This window comes from Halomonas sp. TD01, assembly GCF_923868895.1.
Lineage (GTDB): Bacteria > Pseudomonadota > Gammaproteobacteria > Pseudomonadales > Halomonadaceae > Vreelandella.
Genome location: NZ_OV350343.1, coordinates 1498891 through 1516180, shown reverse-complemented (window position 1 = coordinate 1516180; position 17290 = coordinate 1498891). Strand labels below are relative to the sequence as shown.

General features: G+C 51.1%; 16 protein-coding genes. 6 read left to right on the top strand and 10 right to left on the bottom strand.

Annotation, left to right across the window (positions count from 1 at the left end; all coding sequences use genetic code 11):
* Positions 1-219: 219 nt before the first annotated feature.
* The 3 genes from L1X57_RS07120 to L1X57_RS07110 are packed head-to-tail and all read right to left on the bottom strand — an operon-like array spanning position 220 to position 3943.
* Positions 220-1326, bottom strand: coding sequence for a mandelate racemase/muconate lactonizing enzyme family protein (locus L1X57_RS07120; protein ID WP_009723054.1), 1107 nt, complete (start codon positions 1324-1326; stop codon positions 220-222).
* A gap of 14 nt (positions 1327-1340) precedes the next feature.
* Positions 1341-2765, bottom strand: coding sequence for a YfcC family protein (locus tag L1X57_RS07115; RefSeq protein WP_009723055.1), 1425 nt, complete (start codon positions 2763-2765; stop codon positions 1341-1343).
* 14 nt (positions 2766-2779) lie between these two features.
* Complete coding sequence (locus L1X57_RS07110; protein WP_009723056.1) at positions 2780-3943, bottom strand: M20 metallopeptidase family protein; 1164 nt, start codon at positions 3941-3943, stop codon at positions 2780-2782.
* A 247-nt stretch (positions 3944-4190) separates the two neighbouring features.
* Here L1X57_RS07110 and L1X57_RS07105 point away from each other — a divergent pair, with 247 nt between their 5' ends.
* Positions 4191-5072, top strand: a complete 882-nt coding sequence (locus L1X57_RS07105) for a LysR family transcriptional regulator (protein WP_009723057.1) — start codon at positions 4191-4193, stop codon at positions 5070-5072.
* Between the two features lie 31 nt (positions 5073-5103).
* On the top strand, positions 5104-5580 hold the full coding sequence (locus L1X57_RS07100; protein WP_009723058.1) for an NYN domain-containing protein: 477 nt from the start codon (positions 5104-5106) through the stop codon (positions 5578-5580).
* A gap of 52 nt (positions 5581-5632) precedes the next feature.
* On the opposite strand, the gene L1X57_RS07095 is transcribed toward L1X57_RS07100, so the two are convergent.
* On the bottom strand, positions 5633-5986 hold the full coding sequence (locus L1X57_RS07095) for a hypothetical protein (RefSeq protein ID WP_009723059.1): 354 nt from the start codon (positions 5984-5986) through the stop codon (positions 5633-5635).
* Between the two features lie 213 nt (positions 5987-6199).
* Here L1X57_RS07095 and L1X57_RS07090 point away from each other — a divergent pair, with 213 nt between their 5' ends.
* Positions 6200-7279 (top strand): ADP-ribosylglycohydrolase family protein, encoded by a 1080-nt coding sequence (locus L1X57_RS07090; protein ID WP_009723060.1) that lies wholly within the window; start codon positions 6200-6202, stop codon positions 7277-7279.
* 6 nt (positions 7280-7285) lie between these two features.
* Here L1X57_RS07090 and ovoA read toward each other — a convergent pair whose 3' ends face one another.
* The 4 genes from ovoA to L1X57_RS07070 all read right to left on the bottom strand — a co-directional run bounded on the left by ovoA (position 7286) and on the right by L1X57_RS07070 (position 11570).
* Positions 7286-9433, bottom strand: a complete 2148-nt coding sequence (gene ovoA / locus L1X57_RS07085) for a 5-histidylcysteine sulfoxide synthase (RefSeq protein WP_009723061.1) — start codon at positions 9431-9433, stop codon at positions 7286-7288.
* A gap of 490 nt (positions 9434-9923) precedes the next feature.
* The gene (locus L1X57_RS07080) at positions 9924-10337 is read right to left on the bottom strand and encodes a DUF1090 domain-containing protein (protein ID WP_234667983.1); all 414 of its coding nucleotides are present in this window, start codon (positions 10335-10337) and stop codon (positions 9924-9926) included.
* 135 nt (positions 10338-10472) lie between these two features.
* A complete protein-coding gene (locus tag L1X57_RS07075) occupies positions 10473-10856 on the bottom strand; it encodes a histone-like nucleoid-structuring protein, MvaT/MvaU family (protein WP_009723063.1) in 384 nt (127 codons plus the stop codon).
* A gap of 195 nt (positions 10857-11051) precedes the next feature.
* Positions 11052-11570, bottom strand: coding sequence for an AmiS/UreI family transporter (locus tag L1X57_RS07070; protein ID WP_009723064.1), 519 nt, complete (start codon positions 11568-11570; stop codon positions 11052-11054).
* Between the two features lie 538 nt (positions 11571-12108).
* Here L1X57_RS07070 and paaX point away from each other — a divergent pair.
* Entirely contained in the window at positions 12109-13035 is a 927-nt protein-coding gene (gene paaX / locus L1X57_RS07065; RefSeq protein WP_009723066.1) for a phenylacetic acid degradation operon negative regulatory protein PaaX, read from the top strand.
* 1 nt (position 13036) lies between these two features.
* On the opposite strand, the gene paaY is transcribed toward paaX, so the two are convergent.
* Both paaY and paaN read right to left on the bottom strand, forming a co-directional pair.
* The gene (gene paaY, locus L1X57_RS07060) at positions 13037-13651 is read right to left on the bottom strand and encodes a phenylacetic acid degradation protein PaaY (RefSeq protein WP_009723067.1); all 615 of its coding nucleotides are present in this window, start codon (positions 13649-13651) and stop codon (positions 13037-13039) included.
* A gap of 11 nt (positions 13652-13662) precedes the next feature.
* Positions 13663-15339, bottom strand: coding sequence for a phenylacetic acid degradation protein PaaN (paaN, locus tag L1X57_RS07055; RefSeq protein ID WP_009723068.1), 1677 nt, complete (start codon positions 15337-15339; stop codon positions 13663-13665).
* Between the two features lie 368 nt (positions 15340-15707).
* On the opposite strand from paaN, the gene paaF reads away from it, so the two are divergent.
* Both paaF and paaG read left to right on the top strand, forming a co-directional pair.
* A complete protein-coding gene (gene paaF / locus L1X57_RS07050) occupies positions 15708-16481 on the top strand; it encodes a 2,3-dehydroadipyl-CoA hydratase PaaF (protein ID WP_009723070.1) in 774 nt (257 codons plus the stop codon).
* A gap of 16 nt (positions 16482-16497) precedes the next feature.
* A complete protein-coding gene (paaG, locus tag L1X57_RS07045; protein WP_009723071.1) occupies positions 16498-17289 on the top strand; it encodes a 2-(1,2-epoxy-1,2-dihydrophenyl)acetyl-CoA isomerase PaaG in 792 nt (263 codons plus the stop codon).
* The last annotated feature ends 1 nt before the right edge of the window (position 17290 follow it).

Below are 17290 nucleotides of genomic sequence, written 5' to 3'. Positions count from 1 at the left end.
GCACAGTACTACGCTCTGCTATGTGATAGCTAAACAACTAGCCATTGCTTTGTGCCAAATAATTACCTCATTTAATCCCTATTAAAAGCTTAGCGCTATTAATATGTTTATATGTTCATACGCTTGAGATTTTATAACAGCATTGATAACTATCGGGCAGAAGCACCAAAGAAGAAAACATCTTTTTTACGTCACTCCCACCCGAGAGTACACCTTAGGTCAGTCAATGGTGTCGACAAATTCGCTGAGATCCCGCACTCGACTCTTGTCGATAGTCACGCCAAGTCCAGGTGAATCGTCCAACACAATATGCGTTTCATCTCCCGGCATCTGGGCAACATCTTCCCCAATCATGGCAGGCCCCACCAAGTCATTCGCAATAATATTGGGATGCGCCAGCGCTAAGTGGGCACCCGCGAGCGTCGCGATCGAGGACTCCACCATAGAGCCTATCTGGCAGGGTATATCAGCCGCCATCCCGACCTCTGCCATCGCCATAGCAGGACGTAGGCCAGAGGATTTCATTAACTTGATGTTAACCATGTCAGCAGCGTTTAGTTGAATCACATCCAGCATCTCTTTAACACCGTGAATAGGCTCATCAGCCATAATCATGGCATCAGTTGCCTGAGTCACACGGGCCATGGCTGCGAGATTCTCCATAGCGACGGGTTGCTCAAACCAATCCACTTGATAGGGCGCTGCATGCCGAATGACCTGAAGCGCTTGCTTAGCACTCCATCCTTGATTGGCATCCACGCGCAACGCAATCGATCGGTCTAGCGTCTCTCTAACGCGCGCAATCCGCTCAACATCATGCTCCGGCGTATCTCCCAGTTTGATTTTGATGGACTGATAACCGCGCCGAGCAGCCTCTTTCGCCTGACGTGCCATCTCCTCCGGCGCTAACATGCTGATAACGTATGGAAGTTCCAATCTAGCATGGCTACGCCCTCCTAGCAGCGCATAAAGCGGCTTCCCGCACTCACGCGCCACTAGGTCGTGAAGCGCAATATCGAGAGCTGCTTTAGCCGAGGGATTATGGCGAATTTTACGGTTGGCGGCATGATGGAATTGCGCAATATCACTGGCGTTGGAGCCCATTAGTAAGGGCGCTAGCTCACAGGTTATGATTTCTCGTGCGCCAAGATACGTTTCTCCAGACACATGCTGATCTACCACGGCTTCACCCCAGCCAATCTGGCCAGAAGCAGTCTCGATACTGACGATCAGGCTGGCGATATCGTGATAAGTGTCATAAGCAATTTTAAACGGTTGCTTAAGTGGAAGACGCACACCATATACCGTGATTTTGTTAATACGCATTATTGATGCCTTATTTATGTCCAGGAAAAGATCTGAGCCAGAGTAATCATGAGACTTGCCATACCCAGTTGAAGAATCGCTAATGGCAGTATCCATTTGATCCACTTACTCCACGACACACCTGCCACCGCAAGCCCTGCCATGAAATATCCCGACGTTGGGGTAAGAATATTGGAGATGCCATCACCAAACTGAAACGCAAGAACAGCCGTCTGACGGGTGACTCCCACAAGATCTGCAAGAGGCACCATCAAAGGCATGGTCAGTGCTGCTTGGCCACTGCCAGAAGGGACTAAGAAGTTCAGGATAAGTTGAACAAAAAACATACATACAGCAGTAACCACCGCGGGCATTCCACTCAGCAGCCCTTCGAGATGATAAAGAATGGTATCTAGGATTTCCCCATTTCTCAGAATCACCAGGATGCCAAAGGCAAAGCCCACTACCAGTGCCCCCATCGCAATTTCCTGAATGCCTTCAACAAAGTGGTCGGCAATTTTATTCGGGTTCATACGCGCGAATGCACCGATTAAAATAGCCATCAAGAGAAAGGCGCCGGACATCTCACCGATATACCAGCCGTGACGTATCACCCCATAAGCAATAACAAGAATAGTGCCTACGAAAGCAGCGAGGACGAGTTTGTCGGCAACTGATAACGCACCTGGATCTTCATTGGCTTGCGGTTTGCCAAATTGACGGCGGTCACTATTAAAGACAGGACTTGCCTCGGGGTGAGCTTTGACTTTGGCCGCATAGCGAGTGACGAAAGCAATACTGACGCTGACAAATATTAGCCAGTAACAGGCCCGCAGAGTCATTCCAGAAAACATCGGGAGTTCAGCGATATCCTGGGCAACGCCAACGGTAAAAGGATTCATAAACGCTGCAGAGAAACCGGCACCAGCACCTACCAGTGGCACCGCTGCGGCCGTAATAGAGTCATACCCCAGCATACGCAGTAACGGTGCGAGGATAATGATAAAGGCGATTGTTTCTTCTGCGAGCCCGAAGGTTGCTCCCCCCATTGCAAATAAAAGCATCAGTAAAGGGATGAGGATGAGATCACGCCCAGTAAGCGCATTACTGATACTGGCAACGACTTTTTGTAAGACCCCGGTTGCTTTAAGAACGCCAAACGCGCCGCCTGAGATGAAAATAAAGAAGATGATGCTACTGCCTTCCCCCATCCCCTCAAAGACCGCCATGAAAGGACTTAACCAGCCAGCCTCCTGAGCTTCAACCGCCGCATAACTGTCTGGCACCACGACCGTACGCCCTTGCTCATTTGTTACACGCTCATAGCTACCCGCCTGAAGAAAGTAGGTTGATAAAGCAGCGAGACAGATAAAACTAAATAACACGACAAAAATATGCGGGAAGCGAAACGTTGCTCGTGAACTCTTCTCGCGTGTCATTGTTTTTTCGAGAGGTGTCATGGGGTATCCCCAGTTTATTGATGGTTATCGAGAAACTGCATTGCCACACTTGTCAGGAAGTCGCTTCCAATCGACAGAATGGCATCGTTAAAGTCATAGTCAGGCTGGTGAAGTTTCGGTGTTTGTGGCCCTGAACCATTGCCAATCCATGCATAGGCACCAGGAATATGCGTAAGAAAAGCCCCCATATCATCAGCTCCCATGCTGACTGGGTGCTCTACCAGCTGTTCATGCCCCCAACGCTGCACCACCACATCGCGGCACAGTTGGGCGCAACCGTGGTCATTGGCAACCGCCGGTGTTGAAGGAACATAATCGAGTGTGACGTCGCATCCTGTTGTCTTGGAAATCCCTTCTGCAACGTCGGTAATCCGCCTCTCAAGACGTTTACGTAGCTCGGGTTTAAAGCAGCGCGCGGTGCCCGTCAGCCGAGCAGTCGCCGGAATAATGTTGCTAGCATGGCCGCTTTGCAGGCTGCCGAGACTAATAACAGCGATGTCCTGGGGATCAATATTACGACTGACAATCTGTTGAATGGCGGTTGTAAATAGACTGGCCGCGACGATGGGGTCTGTCGTGAGGTGAGGCATCGCTCCATGCCCCCCTGTGGAGTGGAATGTCACCTCAAAATCATCGCTTGATGCCATGTGAGGGACGTCATGGATGACAAAACGCCCGGCGTCTACACCTGGCCAATTGTGTAGTCCAAATATCGCGTCGAGGGCGAATCGCTCTTGAAGTCCCTCCGCAAGCATCGCTTCAGCACCAGTACCAATTTCCTCTGCAGGTTGAAAAATCAACACGACAGTTCCCTGAGCTGGGCGCTGGTTAACCAACTGTGCAGCAGCAGCCATCAGCATTGCCGTATGTCCGTCATGTCCACATGCATGCATTACATTTGACTGGCTGGAGCGATGCGAAAACTGATTAGCTTCCTCGAGTGGCAAAGCATCGAAGTCGGCTCGAAGCCCAACGGTTGCACCAGTGCTAGCGCCTTTGATAACGCCGACCACACCGTTGCCTCCTATCCCCTCATGCACCTCATCTACCCCCAGGTCACGTAGCGTCATTGCAATACGCTCAGCTGTCATAAACTCCTGGCCAGATAACTCTGGGTGCTGGTGGAGATCCCTACGAAACGTGATCATTTTCTCAAGCTCAATGGCTGATAACGTCATGAGAGGTAGAACCTTGTTGTAAAGTGGTAAATAACGCACTACCTAGGCGGTCTGCGATAACACATGCTTATGCAACATGAATCGCATACGCCGTTATGCGCTTAGCCAAGTTGTTTTTGAGTATGTTGTAACGCTTAACGCGAATAAAATACTTCTTCCCGATAGCGTCATACCTTTATGGGATGAGGCTTTAGTTGTATTTTCTGTACAAAATGAGACGCGCATCGTGACGTCATCGGGAGCAGACATGAACACAAAAAAATTGAGGTACTTCATGGCAGTGGTCGAAGCGGGTTCGATATCGTCTGCTGCAAAGCAGATACCGATCGCTCAACCCGCCTTGACGCGACAGATACATCAACTTGAAGCCGATATCGGGGCAGTCCTGTTTCATCGTGACCGCAAAGGGGTATCTCTGACCCAAGCGGGGCATTACCTATATGCCAACGGGCAGCGTCTACTGTCAGAACTCGAAAGTGTCGCGAAAAAAACACGCGATATCGCCAATGGCTACCGCGAAAGCCTCTCGCTCGGGATTAGCACCATACATCCCTATATTCCCAGCATTACAGCACTCATCAGCAGGTTTAGATCACGTTACCCATCGACGCAGTTAACGCTGGAATCAATGTTGTCGGGTCCTCAGACGGCAGCGATTCTGGCGGGTCGGCTCGATGCAGGCATTTTGTTCATTGAACGAGAAGATGAGCCACGGCTCGATTACTATCCGTTAGCCAGTTTTCGTATGGCGGTCTTCACCAGTAGATGCCACCCTCTCATTGCAACCGCCCCGACTTCGCTTAAGGATTTTCACGGCGCACCGTTCATTCGGTTTAGTCGAACCTCAACGCCTGGGAGCTTCGACCGCTTAGATAGATGCTTCCAGAAGGTAGGCTTCATACCTAATACCGTTCAGGAATGTCGCGATGACATAACTATTCGCAGTTTGGTCGCTACAGGGATGGGGTATGCGATTATGCCAAGCATTATGGCACTGGGGGACAAAGACATTGTCGCCTATGAATTAGAAGACTTGCCACTAGCCACAGACCTCATGCTTGCTTGGCAAAAAGGTCGCCAGCCAGAGGCAGTAAAAACACTATGCCAGCTCGCCGAAGAATCAAACTAACTTCATTATTAATGAAAAAAGATTACATCTTATGACAAAAGTTGCGATATTTATTGATATCCAAAATATATATTACACCGTGCGTGAAGTGTATGGTAAAAATTTTGATTACAACAAATTTTGGTCGCAAGTAACTGCTAATAGAGACGTTGTGGCCGCTTTTTGCTATGCCATCGATAGAGGTGACCAAAAGCAACGGGAGTTTCAAAATATACTCAGAGCGATTGGTTTTAAAGTAAAGCTAAAACCTTTTATTCAACGTTCAGATGGTTCTGCGAAAGGCGACTGGGATGTTGGCATTGCACTCGATGCAATGGAATACGCTGAACAGGCAGATGTTATCGTATTAGTGTCAGGCGACGGAGACTTCGATATTTTGGTAAATAAAATTCGTACTGTGCATGGCAAAAAAGTTGAGGTATATGGTGTCCCTCAGTTAACTGCAGCGTCATTAATAAATGAAGCCAGTGAATTTATAGCGATAGATCGATCACTTTTGCTACGTTAGCTTTATAATAAAGTCGCTTAACTGCAGAAACAGTTAGCATAGTGCCTTTCCACTATTCGCGTTGTAACTGATCGACCCGCGCTAGGATCAGCCGTCGCCCCTCATGTGGAGAGAAGTGAAACTGGCCTTCTACCTCCACAGTTTCACCTAGGTACGGGGCTATCTCCTGATGGGGAAATATCTCAACTCGATTAAGATATTCGTCTTCTATCCAATAATGAAGAGGGTCATTAAAATGCCGCACAACGCCCTGGGTAACGATTTTTCTGTCGTCGAAATCAGCAGGATTGTTCACCAACATGGGCAGTGGCACCGTCACTGTTAGTTGCCCGCGACATCCGCTGATCAGGGTTACCAATAGCAGCATGACTGCCATAAGACCGATGCGTTTTTGGAGTGACTCCATTGCATTGCTCCCATTCATTATTGATTGTTATTGGATCTCTTTGGGCGTCGCTAGTATTAGTTTCGCACGCATACCGCATTCCCGCCATTCTCTCAATTTCTTATACATCCTTTATATCCCTGAAGGCTCACGGTAATGTAAATACTCAGCTTTTTCCTTGGGTTACTTGATATTGCATTTCCACAGCGATACATAACGTTAGAGGGCCTACCCATGACCAATAATGTTCCAGCAAGAGCGACTGCCGCGCTTAAAAATCTGTTTATTGGCGATGCACTGGCTATGCCTGTGCACTGGTTCTATAACGTTCACGATATCGATCGTGCTTTTCCAGGTGGGATAAAAACGTTTGAAGCGCCTCCCGAATTTCACCCTTCATCCATCATGTCGGTGCACTCTACCAGTGGCGGTGGTCGCAAACGGGCGGCTAGTAGCCAACAGCCTGAGATTGTCGGCGGTGTCATTCTGAAAGGAAAACAGTCGTACTGGAATCGCCCAAACGTACACTATCACCAAGGCATGGCTCCTGGAGATAACACGCTCAATGCGCATTGCGCGTTAACGCTCATGGAAACCATGGCAGAGCCAGACCAGCACTATAATAGCGACACCTTCCTCCAGGCTTATATCCGCTTAATGACGGCGGATACGCCAGCCCACCCAGATACCTACGCCGAATCTTACCACCGCGGCTTTTTTGCTAATTTTGAAAAGGGTTTGCCGCCCAAACAGTGTGGTGCGGTGACTCACGATACGCCTTCCATCGGTGGCTTGGTGACAATTGCCCCACTTGTGATTGGCGAACGTTTGAAGGGGCTTTCGTTGTCGGATACCCGCAAGTGTTGCCGTCAGCACCTCGCCCTGACCCACCCTGACAACTTTCTCGCCGAGGTTTGCGACGCCTACGTCGAACTAATCGACGGGTTACTGTTTCGCGATCATGAAAGCTCGGTTCAGGAACTTTTGCTACAGGCCACTCGTGGCCTATCGAAGCGTGACCTGAAAAAACTAGTTGCCAGTCAATACAAAGAGCGCGAGGTGATCGGAAGTGTTTTATCCACAGCCTGTTACATTACTGACGCCTGGCCAGCGGTGCTATACCTTGCCTGCAAACACCAACAGAATCCTCTGAAGGCCTTACAGATCAACGCGGAAGTTGGCGGTGACAACGTTCATAGAGGTGCCGTGCTGGGCGTATTGCTAGGGTTGATCAATGGTGAAGCCGACGAGGGCTTGTTCACCCGGTTAACCGAACATGCGTCGATTAACCGGGCCATTGAGGGTCTTTTTTAAACCTCGCTAGGAGCGACGCTCCCATAGCGTGACTTCCGAGAGGCTATGCTGGTATTTATGCATGGTCTCACGGATCACAAAGGGTACCTTTTCAGGGGCGCTAATCATCCGGAAATTGGGTTCAAGCAGCGCTTTAAGGCCATCCAACGTGCTAACGTTTTCACCATCTTTCTTGAACCCACCAATCCACTCTTCCTTGGGCGTGTACTCTTCCAGCCAAGTATAAGGCGAGGCGATCATCAAGATGCCGCCTGCATTGATGCGCTGATGGACCGTTTGCAGAAACTGTGCAGGTTTATAGAGCCGGTCGATCAAATTGGCGGCCAGCACTAGGTCGTAATTGCTGAACTGCGGCTTGAGATTGCACGCATCACCTTGATGAAAGCTAACGCGGCTCGCCGACTTTTCCAGCCCCAGGCTCGCCAGCGTACGCTCCTGATAACTGACCAGCTCACCCTCCTCCACTCGGGTATATCGCAGCACTTTCTGTTCGGCCATCTCCACGCCCTGGCGAATAAAATTGGCTGAGAAATCTACGCCGTCAACGTGCTCAAACTCACGGGCCAGCTCAAAACTGGAGCGTCCGCTGGCACATCCTAGATCCAGGGCGCGTTTCTTCTGTTTACCGGCCAGACTGGCCAACGCCCGGTTAGCCAATGCTTGCGGGAAGTTGGCAATGCCAAACCAATCATCGCCGTAATGAAACTCTGCATACTCAGCCATGCGGGCATCGCTTTCATAATAGGCGCTGGGCAACGTAACCTCGGCATCCGACACCACATAGCGGAAACCCGCATGCTGGAAAAAATGACGCCGGAACGCATAGCGGGCACTAAGACGCGTTTCGTTACCACACGATATCCAGGAACCACCCTTGATCAGGTTATGCTGATTGTCGAAAGTCGGTGTGGTGAAGTCATCGTATAGCGGATGCACGTCAAATCCTGGAAACGGATAGGTGGGAGTTTCCACCCATTGCCAGACGTTGCCCACGACATCAAACCACTGACCGTGCTGGAATCGGGTCACTGGGCAGGAAGAAGCGCCATGATCCAGATGCAGGTTGGCGTTGGCAGGCGTATCGCTCTCAAGTTCGGTGACACCTGCCTCCTCAACCAAGCGATGCCATTCATCTTCTGTCGGCATGCGCACAGGCTGACCAATCTGCTCGCTTTTCCAGTTGCAGAAGGCTTTGGCTTCGTGGAAGTTAACCTCCACCGGCCAATCCCAGGGCATTTCAACTTCTTCTGTCATCAAGCGCAGAAACCATTCGTTTTTCCACACCCAAAACGTGGGATGCGTCGCTTTAGCAAAGTTGCGCCAACCCAACCCTTCTTCAGACCAAAACGTATCGCTCAAATAGCCGCCAGCTTCTACAAACTCAAGAAACTCACTGTTACTCACCAAGAACTGGCTAGCCTTGAACTCATCCACTTCAGCCTTGTGATGGCCGTACTCGTTATCCCAGCCGTACCAAGGGTCGTCAAAGGACTTGCCTAAGGTTACCCCTCCCCCTGGCACTGTGATCAGGCTGTTTTCCGGTGGCTCTCCGCTAATGCTCACCGGCTCCCATTCTCTCTGGGGGGTTACCAGATGAAGCTGCTGTTGACGGATTAATACTGACGACGTTTCCAGGTGAATCCGCTCGTGCTCGATACCCATGACGATTGGCCAGAACGGGCTATCCCAATCGACTGGCAGCGAAAGCGGTAGTTCACGGATCAAGGTGAGTACCGCCGCACGAACCATGGCGCGGTAGCTCATGACCTCACTGACTGACGGCCACTCATAGTGATCATCATTCAGGTCATCCCAGCTCATCTCATCGACGCCCACAGCGAAAATAGACTCCATATTGGGATCGATACGGGTGGGCAGAAGTTTAGCCAGCACCAACTTGTTGACGAAAAACGTCGCGGTATGCCCGAGGTAGAATATCAGCGGGTGCCTAAGCGGAATGGACTTCCTTACGTATGCTTCCTCGCTCACCAGCGTGGTAAAAAGCGACTCGTAGCGGTCAAACGTTGCGATAAAGCAGGCCTCAATATCCCGGCGTGTCGCGTCAGGATCATTACCAGCCAGCATCACGGTACGGGGGAAAAGGCCGAATGATGTCGATTCCTGCAGCCCAGCGGGTGAATTGGTGGAAGTCATCTCTTAGAGCACCTTTTTATCTTTAAAAACGTGAGTTTTCTCGCACCCCGCCCAAGCTCGGCGGCGTCTCTGTTACCACCGCTGAATTGCAGTTGCACGAAGCAGATAGTTCTCATCATTAAAAACCATAAACTTGTACAAAAGCTACCTCAGTTATACAAAAAGTTAGCCGCAACTCATTCGTCACAGCTACGGGGCAATAAAAAGAAGACCTTACAATGGGGCGACGTCACACTCATTGATTGAGTATCACTGCTTGCAACACATGCTTGCTTAGAAACGCGAGGACGATGCTAAGGCCTAGTCCAGCAACGATGTGCTTAGATCTGAGCCATTGATGCAAGATTCAAAACTTATGGAGGAAGGGATAAATGCAGGTAATGCTAGAGATGAAAAAGCGCTGCCAGCTGTCAGCATTTCATCGATATTAAAAAGATGCTGACTGGAATGAACGCCGATTTTGCGGCTAGGCAATGAAGCCTCGTGCAGATTATTCGTTGATACGGTGCTGCAGTGAATTGAGTTCCTGAGTGTGCTCTTCAAGCTCACGCACTTCTTCTTCTAATTTTTCACGTCGTTTCTGAATATCATCTTCGTCGCCCTCTCTAAGAGCCTCCTCAAGCGCTAACTCACGCTCACGTACCTCTTCCTGGCTCTCCCGCACCTCTTCGGCAGACTCTGCAAGAACTTGCTCATTCGTGCAATTCTCTTCAATGGATTGCAACGCACGCTGCAACCCTCGAACACGATGGTGATTATCGTGTGCTTGGGCTTGTTCAAGCTGTTGTCGTAAGACACTCTTTTTGTCCTCGCACAACCTTTCTGCTGCGTGCGCTACCGGTAGCAACAAAATCCCAGCGGTTGCCGCTAAACTTAAATAACCTAGCCACGTTTTTTTCATCATTCACTCCTAGTGCGTGACGAGCTTTGCAAGGTAAGCATAGAGAAACATAACGGCTTAATAAAGATACAGGGAGTATTGGCAGGTAGTAAATATTCGCCGCTCGCGGAGTAACCAAGCGAGCGACGAGTGAACATATTAGGCTCGTTCTTCTACGACCCAACTGACCACTTCTTCATTGCCAAACTCAGCTTTCCACTCTTTAATGACGTTATGGTTGCCGCCACGCGTTTCGACGACTTCCCCTGTGTGCGGGTTCTTATATACCTTTAAAGGACGCTTTTTGCGACCATCGGTACTGCTTATCTTGGTGCCTTTAACTGATGAGGAACGATATGATGGATCAAGCATTTCGCATACGTCGCGGACTAACTTGCCATGCTCTGTCATGAGAGCTTGTAGTTTCTCCTTGAACTCCAGCTCTTTCTTCAACTCACTATTACTTTCAAGCGCTTGCAGCTCTTCCTGTAGCTGCTTTAACATCTGCTCTTTTTTGATGTAGTCGCTCAGTACTGATGCCATGTTTTCATCTCCATGATTTTTTAATTTCTTCGCCATATACTGATAGCACGGTAAAACATGTCAAGAGCGCTACTGCAGCATGGCAAGCGTGCTCATAAATAGGCGCAGCCATTTAGCGATTATATACCGCGTGATTTCTCAATGTGGACGTTCTCAAAATATTTTTCAGTATTATTTACGTTTAGTAACGAACTGTTATGTATTGATTATGCCCAACAGTATCATAACGCCAGGAATCCAACCTGTAAAAACAGCGCAAAAGAGCGTGTAAATTGCGACTGAGCGCTGTATTTTTTTCGCCAACGCTAGCAGGCAGAAAAAACTGAACCACAAAGCAGACCATGCAAACCAGCTAAGTGTATTCCACAGCTCAAAGTTGAGTCCTATATCAGCGATAGAGTTCACCCCAACAAACGCGGCCGTAATACTAACAAAAAAGCAGAACCATCCAAGCCCTATTCCATCCGCCTTTAAAAACTGGTTAGCACCAACCCAAAGATAAGTAAAAGCAAATAGCAAGGTAAATGCCCCCGTACTAATCGCAGCAGGATTATTAGGCTCTCGAAAAATCAAATAGACAGCAATAATAAAGCTCAATACGCCAACCATTATGTTGATGACTGATACCTCTTTGTCACCAATTTTGCCTAGAAGCCATATCCCATTCACAAAAAGAACTGCTCCGACATATAGCAAGGTAAGACCTAAAATCATTTCAACCATTCCTGTAGTTATTTTTTTAAGTTTTCTGGCGTTTTCACTATGCTTTCTCTATTACTTCGTTGCGTATTTAATAAATATCAACAATCCTCCTCTCTAGATACATCAGCGCTTTAAAAATGGAAGTAACTTCCAATAAACATGGCCGACGGCGTGCAAGCCTATAACTGCTTCTTTTTATTTTATTTTCAGGAAATACTTCATTTTCCTTCAAACGACAGCCAAGGCCTAGCAGCACATCATGTGGGCTAAGAAAGGCCGAAAAGGCACCAAGAAACTCTATTTTTTTAAAACCGGGGGAGTATAGCAGGGGTTGCGTAAGCAACCATTGAAATTAGTGTCATATCTTCATAAGAAGCCGCAACGAAATGCTAGCGTCAACGACCTACGCGATACTGAATCGTTCTTCATGATTCACTGATAACCCTGCAGGCCAAATCACAAAAAAACGTGATACGATAATCTTCTATATTGGCTATATTTTCTGTCGTTTTTAGCGACAACATCATCGCAAAGGGAATCAACATTCACCATGTCGTCAGCTAAAGACTGCGTCGCTACGCTTATTGATGACTTCCAGAAGCGTCGGCCAATTCGCGCCGGTTCACTGATTATTACCGTCTATGGCGACTCTATCGTTCCGCGGGGCGGTACTGTGTGGTTGGGCAGTCTGTCGAAACTGGTGGAGCCCATCGGTATCAATGAGCGGCTGGTGCGTACATCAGTTTACCGGCTGACCCATGAAACCTGGCTACGCGGTGAAAAGGTCGGTCGTCGCAGCTACTACCGGTTGAGTGGCCCTGGGCGACGCCGCTTTGAACAAGCCTTCAAGCGTGTCTATCACGGTGCCCAGCCGCCCTGGTCGGGCCAGTGGACGTTGGCGCTGCTGACGCAGCTGCCTGCAGATCGACGCCAGCAAATTCGTGATGAGCTTGAATGGCTCGGCTTTGGTAGTTTTGCTCAGGGCGTTCTGGCACATCCCACGCTGTCATGCGCGGAAACCATGGTGGCCTTGCAAGAGCTTGATGCCGCCGACGACACGATCGTAATGCAGACACAAACCATGGAGCCCATGACCAGTAAGCCGCTGCGCCTTCAGGTCAGAGATAGCTGGAATCTCGACGAACTCGCCGAGCTGTATCAGCGGTTTCTGGTTAAGTTTCGCCCACTGTGGAATGCGCTCAACGCAGAGAACCATTTAGGGCAGGAAGAGTGCTTCATTGCTCGTACTTTGCTGATTCACGAGTATCGCAAGGTTCAATTACGTGACCCCCTACTGCCTGACGAACTGCTCCCTACGGCGTGGGAAGGCCGCTATGCCCATCAGCTCTGTCGCAACCTCTATCGGTTGCTCTACGAGCGCGCAGAGCGCTGGCTAGACAGGCACCTAGAAACTGCCGAAGGCCCATTACCAGCCCCCGGCCCCAGCTTCTACCAGCGCTTCGGCGGGCTGGAATAGTTCATGGTTGTGGCGACTTATCCAGCGTCTGCTGCTTAGGTTGTGTATCACCGGCCAGCAAGGTTGGCCGGTCAGCATCAAGTTCTGCCAGCGGTTCACAAGGTTCCAAGCTGTCACGGCAACGGGTCACTAAACGCTGATACTCTTGAGTACCCTGTTGCTTCCAAGCAAACTCCTCATCACTCAGCGGCCGTTTAACCTTTGCAGGAGCCCCCATCACCAGCGACTGTGGCTCACACTCGAAGCCTGCCTTGACGAATGCTGCTGCCGCAACAATAGAGCGCTCAGCAATGTGAGCACCGTCCATCACTACAGCGTTCATGCCGACCATGGCATCACGCCCAATCACGCAGCCATGCAAAACCGCGCCGTGGCCGATATGGCCATCCTTTTCGACCTTAGTGACGCAGCCCGGAAAGCCGTGCATCACGCAGGTATCCTGAAGGTTCGCGCCCTCTTCCAGCACCAGGCGACCGAAATCACCGCGCATCACCGCGCCGGGGCCCACATAACAGCCGGGGCCCACAATCACATCCCCGATCAACACCGCTGTCGGGTGAACATAAGCCGTCGGGTGCACCACCGGCGTCACCCCTTCAAGTCGATAGTAAGGCATCACGTTCTCCGTTAGTTGGATTGGCTGTGGCGACGGCTTTGCACCACCACGAAACGACTGGCGACAAAGGCTTGGTTACATAGGGAAGCATTGGCCGCCGGATTACCGCCTGTGGCGTGAAAGTCACTGAAAGCAGCCGACTGGTTGACGAATATCCCCCCATCCAGATTCAGAGAAAGCGGAGCGGCCACATCCATCGCCAGCTCTTCGAACTGCTCGGCCACTGCCTCATCAGTCGTATAGCCACCTAGGGTTATCGCGCCTTTTTCCCGAATCACGTCACGCGCCAGCTCAATGCTATGCGCGGTGTTCTCAGTCGCGATAACAAAGCTGATGGGCCCGAAGCGCTCCTCACTATAGGCAGCCTTCTGCTCTGCATCCACCTTAAGGATAAGCGGCGTGTGAATACGAGCGTCGGGGAACTGAGCGTGCGCTCGCGGCTCGCTATCCAACGCTATTTCGCCCAAACCACGGCACTTATCAATCCGAGCTTGTGTGTCCATCGATTGGAGAGTACCCAGCACCGTACAGGCTCGGTCGTTGTCGCTCAGAAACGCTTGGACGGCTTTGGCAAGCGCTGCCGCCACGTCGTCAAAACTCAAATGGCCATCCGCTGTTTCAATACCGTTTCTGGGTACATAAATAGCCTGAGGGGTTGTGCACATCTGTCCAGAATAAAGGCTCAGCGAGAAAGCAAGATTCGCCGTGACCGCTTTGAGGTTTTCCACGCTGTCGATAATGACCGTGTTGACACCGGCTTTCTCAGCGAACACCTGAGCCTGAGTGGCGTTCTCTATCAGCCAATCACCGAAGGCATTGGAGCCGGTGAAGTCGATCAGCTTTACCGCAGGGTCAAGCGCCAGCGTTTTCGTCAGCGGCGCATCGACAGTGTCGGGTACCAGGCTAACCAGACAAGGGTCAAAGCCCGCTTCCTCCAGTACCTGTTGAACAACCCGTGCGGTCATCGCCACAGGCAAAATAGCGCCAGGGTGCGGCTTAAGAATGACGGGGTTGCCCGTCGCCAGACTGGCAAACAAGCCAGGATAAGTATTCCAGGTGGGAAAAGTAGAGCAGGCCACTACCAACGAGATACCCCGCGGCACGATGTGAAAACGCTTATCCATGACAATGGGATCATGCTTGCCCTGGGGCTTAACCCACTGTGCGGTAGCGGGAATCTGAGCCATTGCTTGCCAGGCGTACGCCACGGCTTCAAGACCGCGATCCTGAGCATGCGGACCACCGGCCTGAAACGCCATCATCGGCCCCTGGCCGCTGGTATGCATCACTGCCTGGGCGATCTCTGGGCTCATGGCATTAAGGCGCGACAGGACTTCCAGACACACCCCCACGCGCGCTTGCGCCCCGGCATCCCGCCAGTTACGCATTGCTACTTGCATGGCCGCTATCAGCTCGTCGGGGTTTGGCTGGTCATAAGTAATGCCGAGTTCAAAACCATAAGGTGACACTTCGCCACCCACTTGCTGGGTGCTGCCAACACCGTTAAGTGTAAATGGCTGATTAAGTAGTGACTCGAATGTCGACGGCGCCGCTTTAACGGCATCCTCAGGGTATTTCCGCATGCTTTCTGGATAGGGCGTCCAGAAATTACGGCTAGAAATGGCGTCGACAGCCTGATCAAGAATCTCACGATGAAGGTCGAACATCTGCTGCGCTGATTGCGTCATGGGGCGCTCCTGCACTCACTTATTTTTTTGATACGCTATAGGCAAGAAGACTATCTTTTCCGTAACAAAACATCAAACGCTTTCCCTGGCACCGCTTGCTTAAGAATTAGCCTACCACGATCAAAAAACTCGATGCATACTGGCTAAAGATCACTTTTTTAGCCACGCGCCCGCCTTTCATACCATGGTCTAATAACACTCTTGCATTCGCTAAAAACACAGACAAGCTGTTGTTAAAAAGGAATAAATTATCAAAAACAACAGCAAGCGACACATTAATAACAACCAAACAATATTGATGCGTATCAAAATAAACCTATACTCGGCAGATATTCATCCTGTGCGCCACAGGCCGAACTGAGGTAAAAATGCCCACTACGCTAAAAATAACCCCACCCCAGGAAGGCGTTTTATGCATCACGCTGAATCGTCCAGAAGCACTGAATGCGCTTAATACGCAACTTCTCGGCGAGCTCGCCGACACCTTGAACAACGCTAATAGTGACAACAACGTTCGCGCCGTAGTGATTACCGGCAATGCGAAAGCGTTCGCCGCCGGTGCGGATATTAACGAAATGGCTGAACGCGATCTGGTGGGCATGCTGGAAGATCCCCGCCAGCACCACTGGGCCACCATTACGCGTTTTCGCAAACCGATCATTGCCGCCGTCAATGGCTACGCGTTGGGCGGTGGCTGCGAGCTGGCTATGCATGCCGACATCATCATCGCCGGTGAAAACGCCCTGTTCGGTCAACCGGAAATCAACCTGGGCATCATGCCAGGCGCTGGCGGCACACAGCGTCTGCTTAGGGCGGTGGGTAAGTCACTGGCCACCCAGATGGTGCTGACCGGCGAGCCTATTTCCGCTCGCCACGCCCTCGAAGCTGGCCTGATTAGCGAGATTACCCAGCCCGAATTAACGCTAGAGCGCGCCATGGCAATTGCAACACGCATTGCCGCCAAGGCACCGCTGGCCGTGCGCTTGGCACGGGAATCGTTACACAAAGCAATGGATACCGACCTAGCCACCGGCCTGCGCTTTGAACGCCATGCGTTCACCTTACTGGCGGGAACCGCCGACCGCGAAGAGGGCATTCGCGCCTTCCAAGAAAAACGACCTGCCACTTTTCAAGGGCACTGACACAAGGATATTACCCATGAGCCAAGCGCCCCTGCTTTACACCGTGGAAGATGGCGTCGCCTGTATCACGCTGAACCGCCCCGACAGCCTGAACAGCTTCAATACTGAAATGCATGCTGAAATGCGCAAAGCACTTAAGGCCGTGCGCCAGGACTCAAGCGTTCGCGCTTTGTTACTGACCGGCAACGGCCGCGGCTTCTGCGCCGGTCAGGATCTTTCCGACCGCAGCGTCGCGCCCGGCGAGCAAGCCCCCGACCTCGGCGAGTCGCTTGAAAAACGCTACAACCCTATGCTGCGCGCCCTTAAAGATATGCCGTTCCCGACTATTTGTGCGGTGAACGGCGTGGCCGCAGGTGCCGGCGCCAACATCGCCCTGGCCTGCGACATCGTATTGGCTGCTCGTTCGGCAAGCTTCATCCAGGCCTTCTGCAAGATTGGATTAATTCCAGACTCCGGCGGCACCTGGACGCTGCCTAACTTGGTGGGTATGGCGCGCGCCAAGGGGCTGGCAATGCTTGGCGACAAGCTTCCCGCCGAGACCGCCGAACAGTGGGGCATGATCTGGCGCTGCGTCGATGATGAGGCGCTTCAGGAAGAAGCCATGAACATGGCTCGCCACCTAGCCACTCAACCGACGCGCGGCTTGGCACTGATCAAACGCGCCCTGCATGCCAGCAGCGATAACAGCTTCAACGAGCAACTCGACCTGGAACGCGACCTGCAGCGCCTTGCCGGGCGCACTGAAGACTACCGCGAAGGCGTCAGCGCTTTTATCGAGAAACGTCGCCCCACCTTCAAGGGAGAGTGAT

Excerpts from the sequence above, each read along its gene's own strand:
- L1X57_RS07095 (WP_009723059.1), bottom strand. The coding sequence starts at position 5,986 with ATGGAGTCACTCCAAAAACGCATCGGTCTTATGGCAGTCATGCTGCTA.
- ovoA (WP_009723061.1), bottom strand. The coding sequence starts at position 9,433 with ATGACTTCCACCAATTCACCCGCTGGGCTGCAGGAATCGACATCATTC.
- L1X57_RS07080 (WP_234667983.1), bottom strand. The coding sequence starts at position 10,337 with ATGATGAAAAAAACGTGGCTAGGTTATTTAAGTTTAGCGGCAACCGCT.
- L1X57_RS07115 (WP_009723055.1), bottom strand. The coding sequence starts at position 2,765 with ATGACACCTCTCGAAAAAACAATGACACGCGAGAAGAGTTCACGAGCA.
- paaX (WP_009723066.1), top strand. The coding sequence starts at position 12,109 with ATGTCGTCAGCTAAAGACTGCGTCGCTACGCTTATTGATGACTTCCAG.
- L1X57_RS07105 (WP_009723057.1), top strand. The coding sequence starts at position 4,191 with ATGAACACAAAAAAATTGAGGTACTTCATGGCAGTGGTCGAAGCGGGT.
- L1X57_RS07100 (WP_009723058.1), top strand. The coding sequence starts at position 5,104 with ATGACAAAAGTTGCGATATTTATTGATATCCAAAATATATATTACACC.
- L1X57_RS07120 (WP_009723054.1), bottom strand. The coding sequence starts at position 1,326 with ATGCGTATTAACAAAATCACGGTATATGGTGTGCGTCTTCCACTTAAG.
- L1X57_RS07075 (WP_009723063.1), bottom strand. The coding sequence starts at position 10,856 with ATGGCATCAGTACTGAGCGACTACATCAAAAAAGAGCAGATGTTAAAG.
- paaF (WP_009723070.1), top strand. The coding sequence starts at position 15,708 with ATGCCCACTACGCTAAAAATAACCCCACCCCAGGAAGGCGTTTTATGC.
- L1X57_RS07110 (WP_009723056.1), bottom strand. The coding sequence starts at position 3,943 with ATGACGTTATCAGCCATTGAGCTTGAGAAAATGATCACGTTTCGTAGG.
- paaN (WP_009723068.1), bottom strand. The coding sequence starts at position 15,339 with ATGACGCAATCAGCGCAGCAGATGTTCGACCTTCATCGTGAGATTCTT.
- L1X57_RS07070 (WP_009723064.1), bottom strand. The coding sequence starts at position 11,570 with ATGATTTTAGGTCTTACCTTGCTATATGTCGGAGCAGTTCTTTTTGTG.
- L1X57_RS07090 (WP_009723060.1), top strand. The coding sequence starts at position 6,200 with ATGACCAATAATGTTCCAGCAAGAGCGACTGCCGCGCTTAAAAATCTG.
- paaG (WP_009723071.1), top strand. The coding sequence starts at position 16,498 with ATGAGCCAAGCGCCCCTGCTTTACACCGTGGAAGATGGCGTCGCCTGT.
- paaY (WP_009723067.1), bottom strand. The coding sequence starts at position 13,651 with ATGCCTTACTATCGACTTGAAGGGGTGACGCCGGTGGTGCACCCGACG.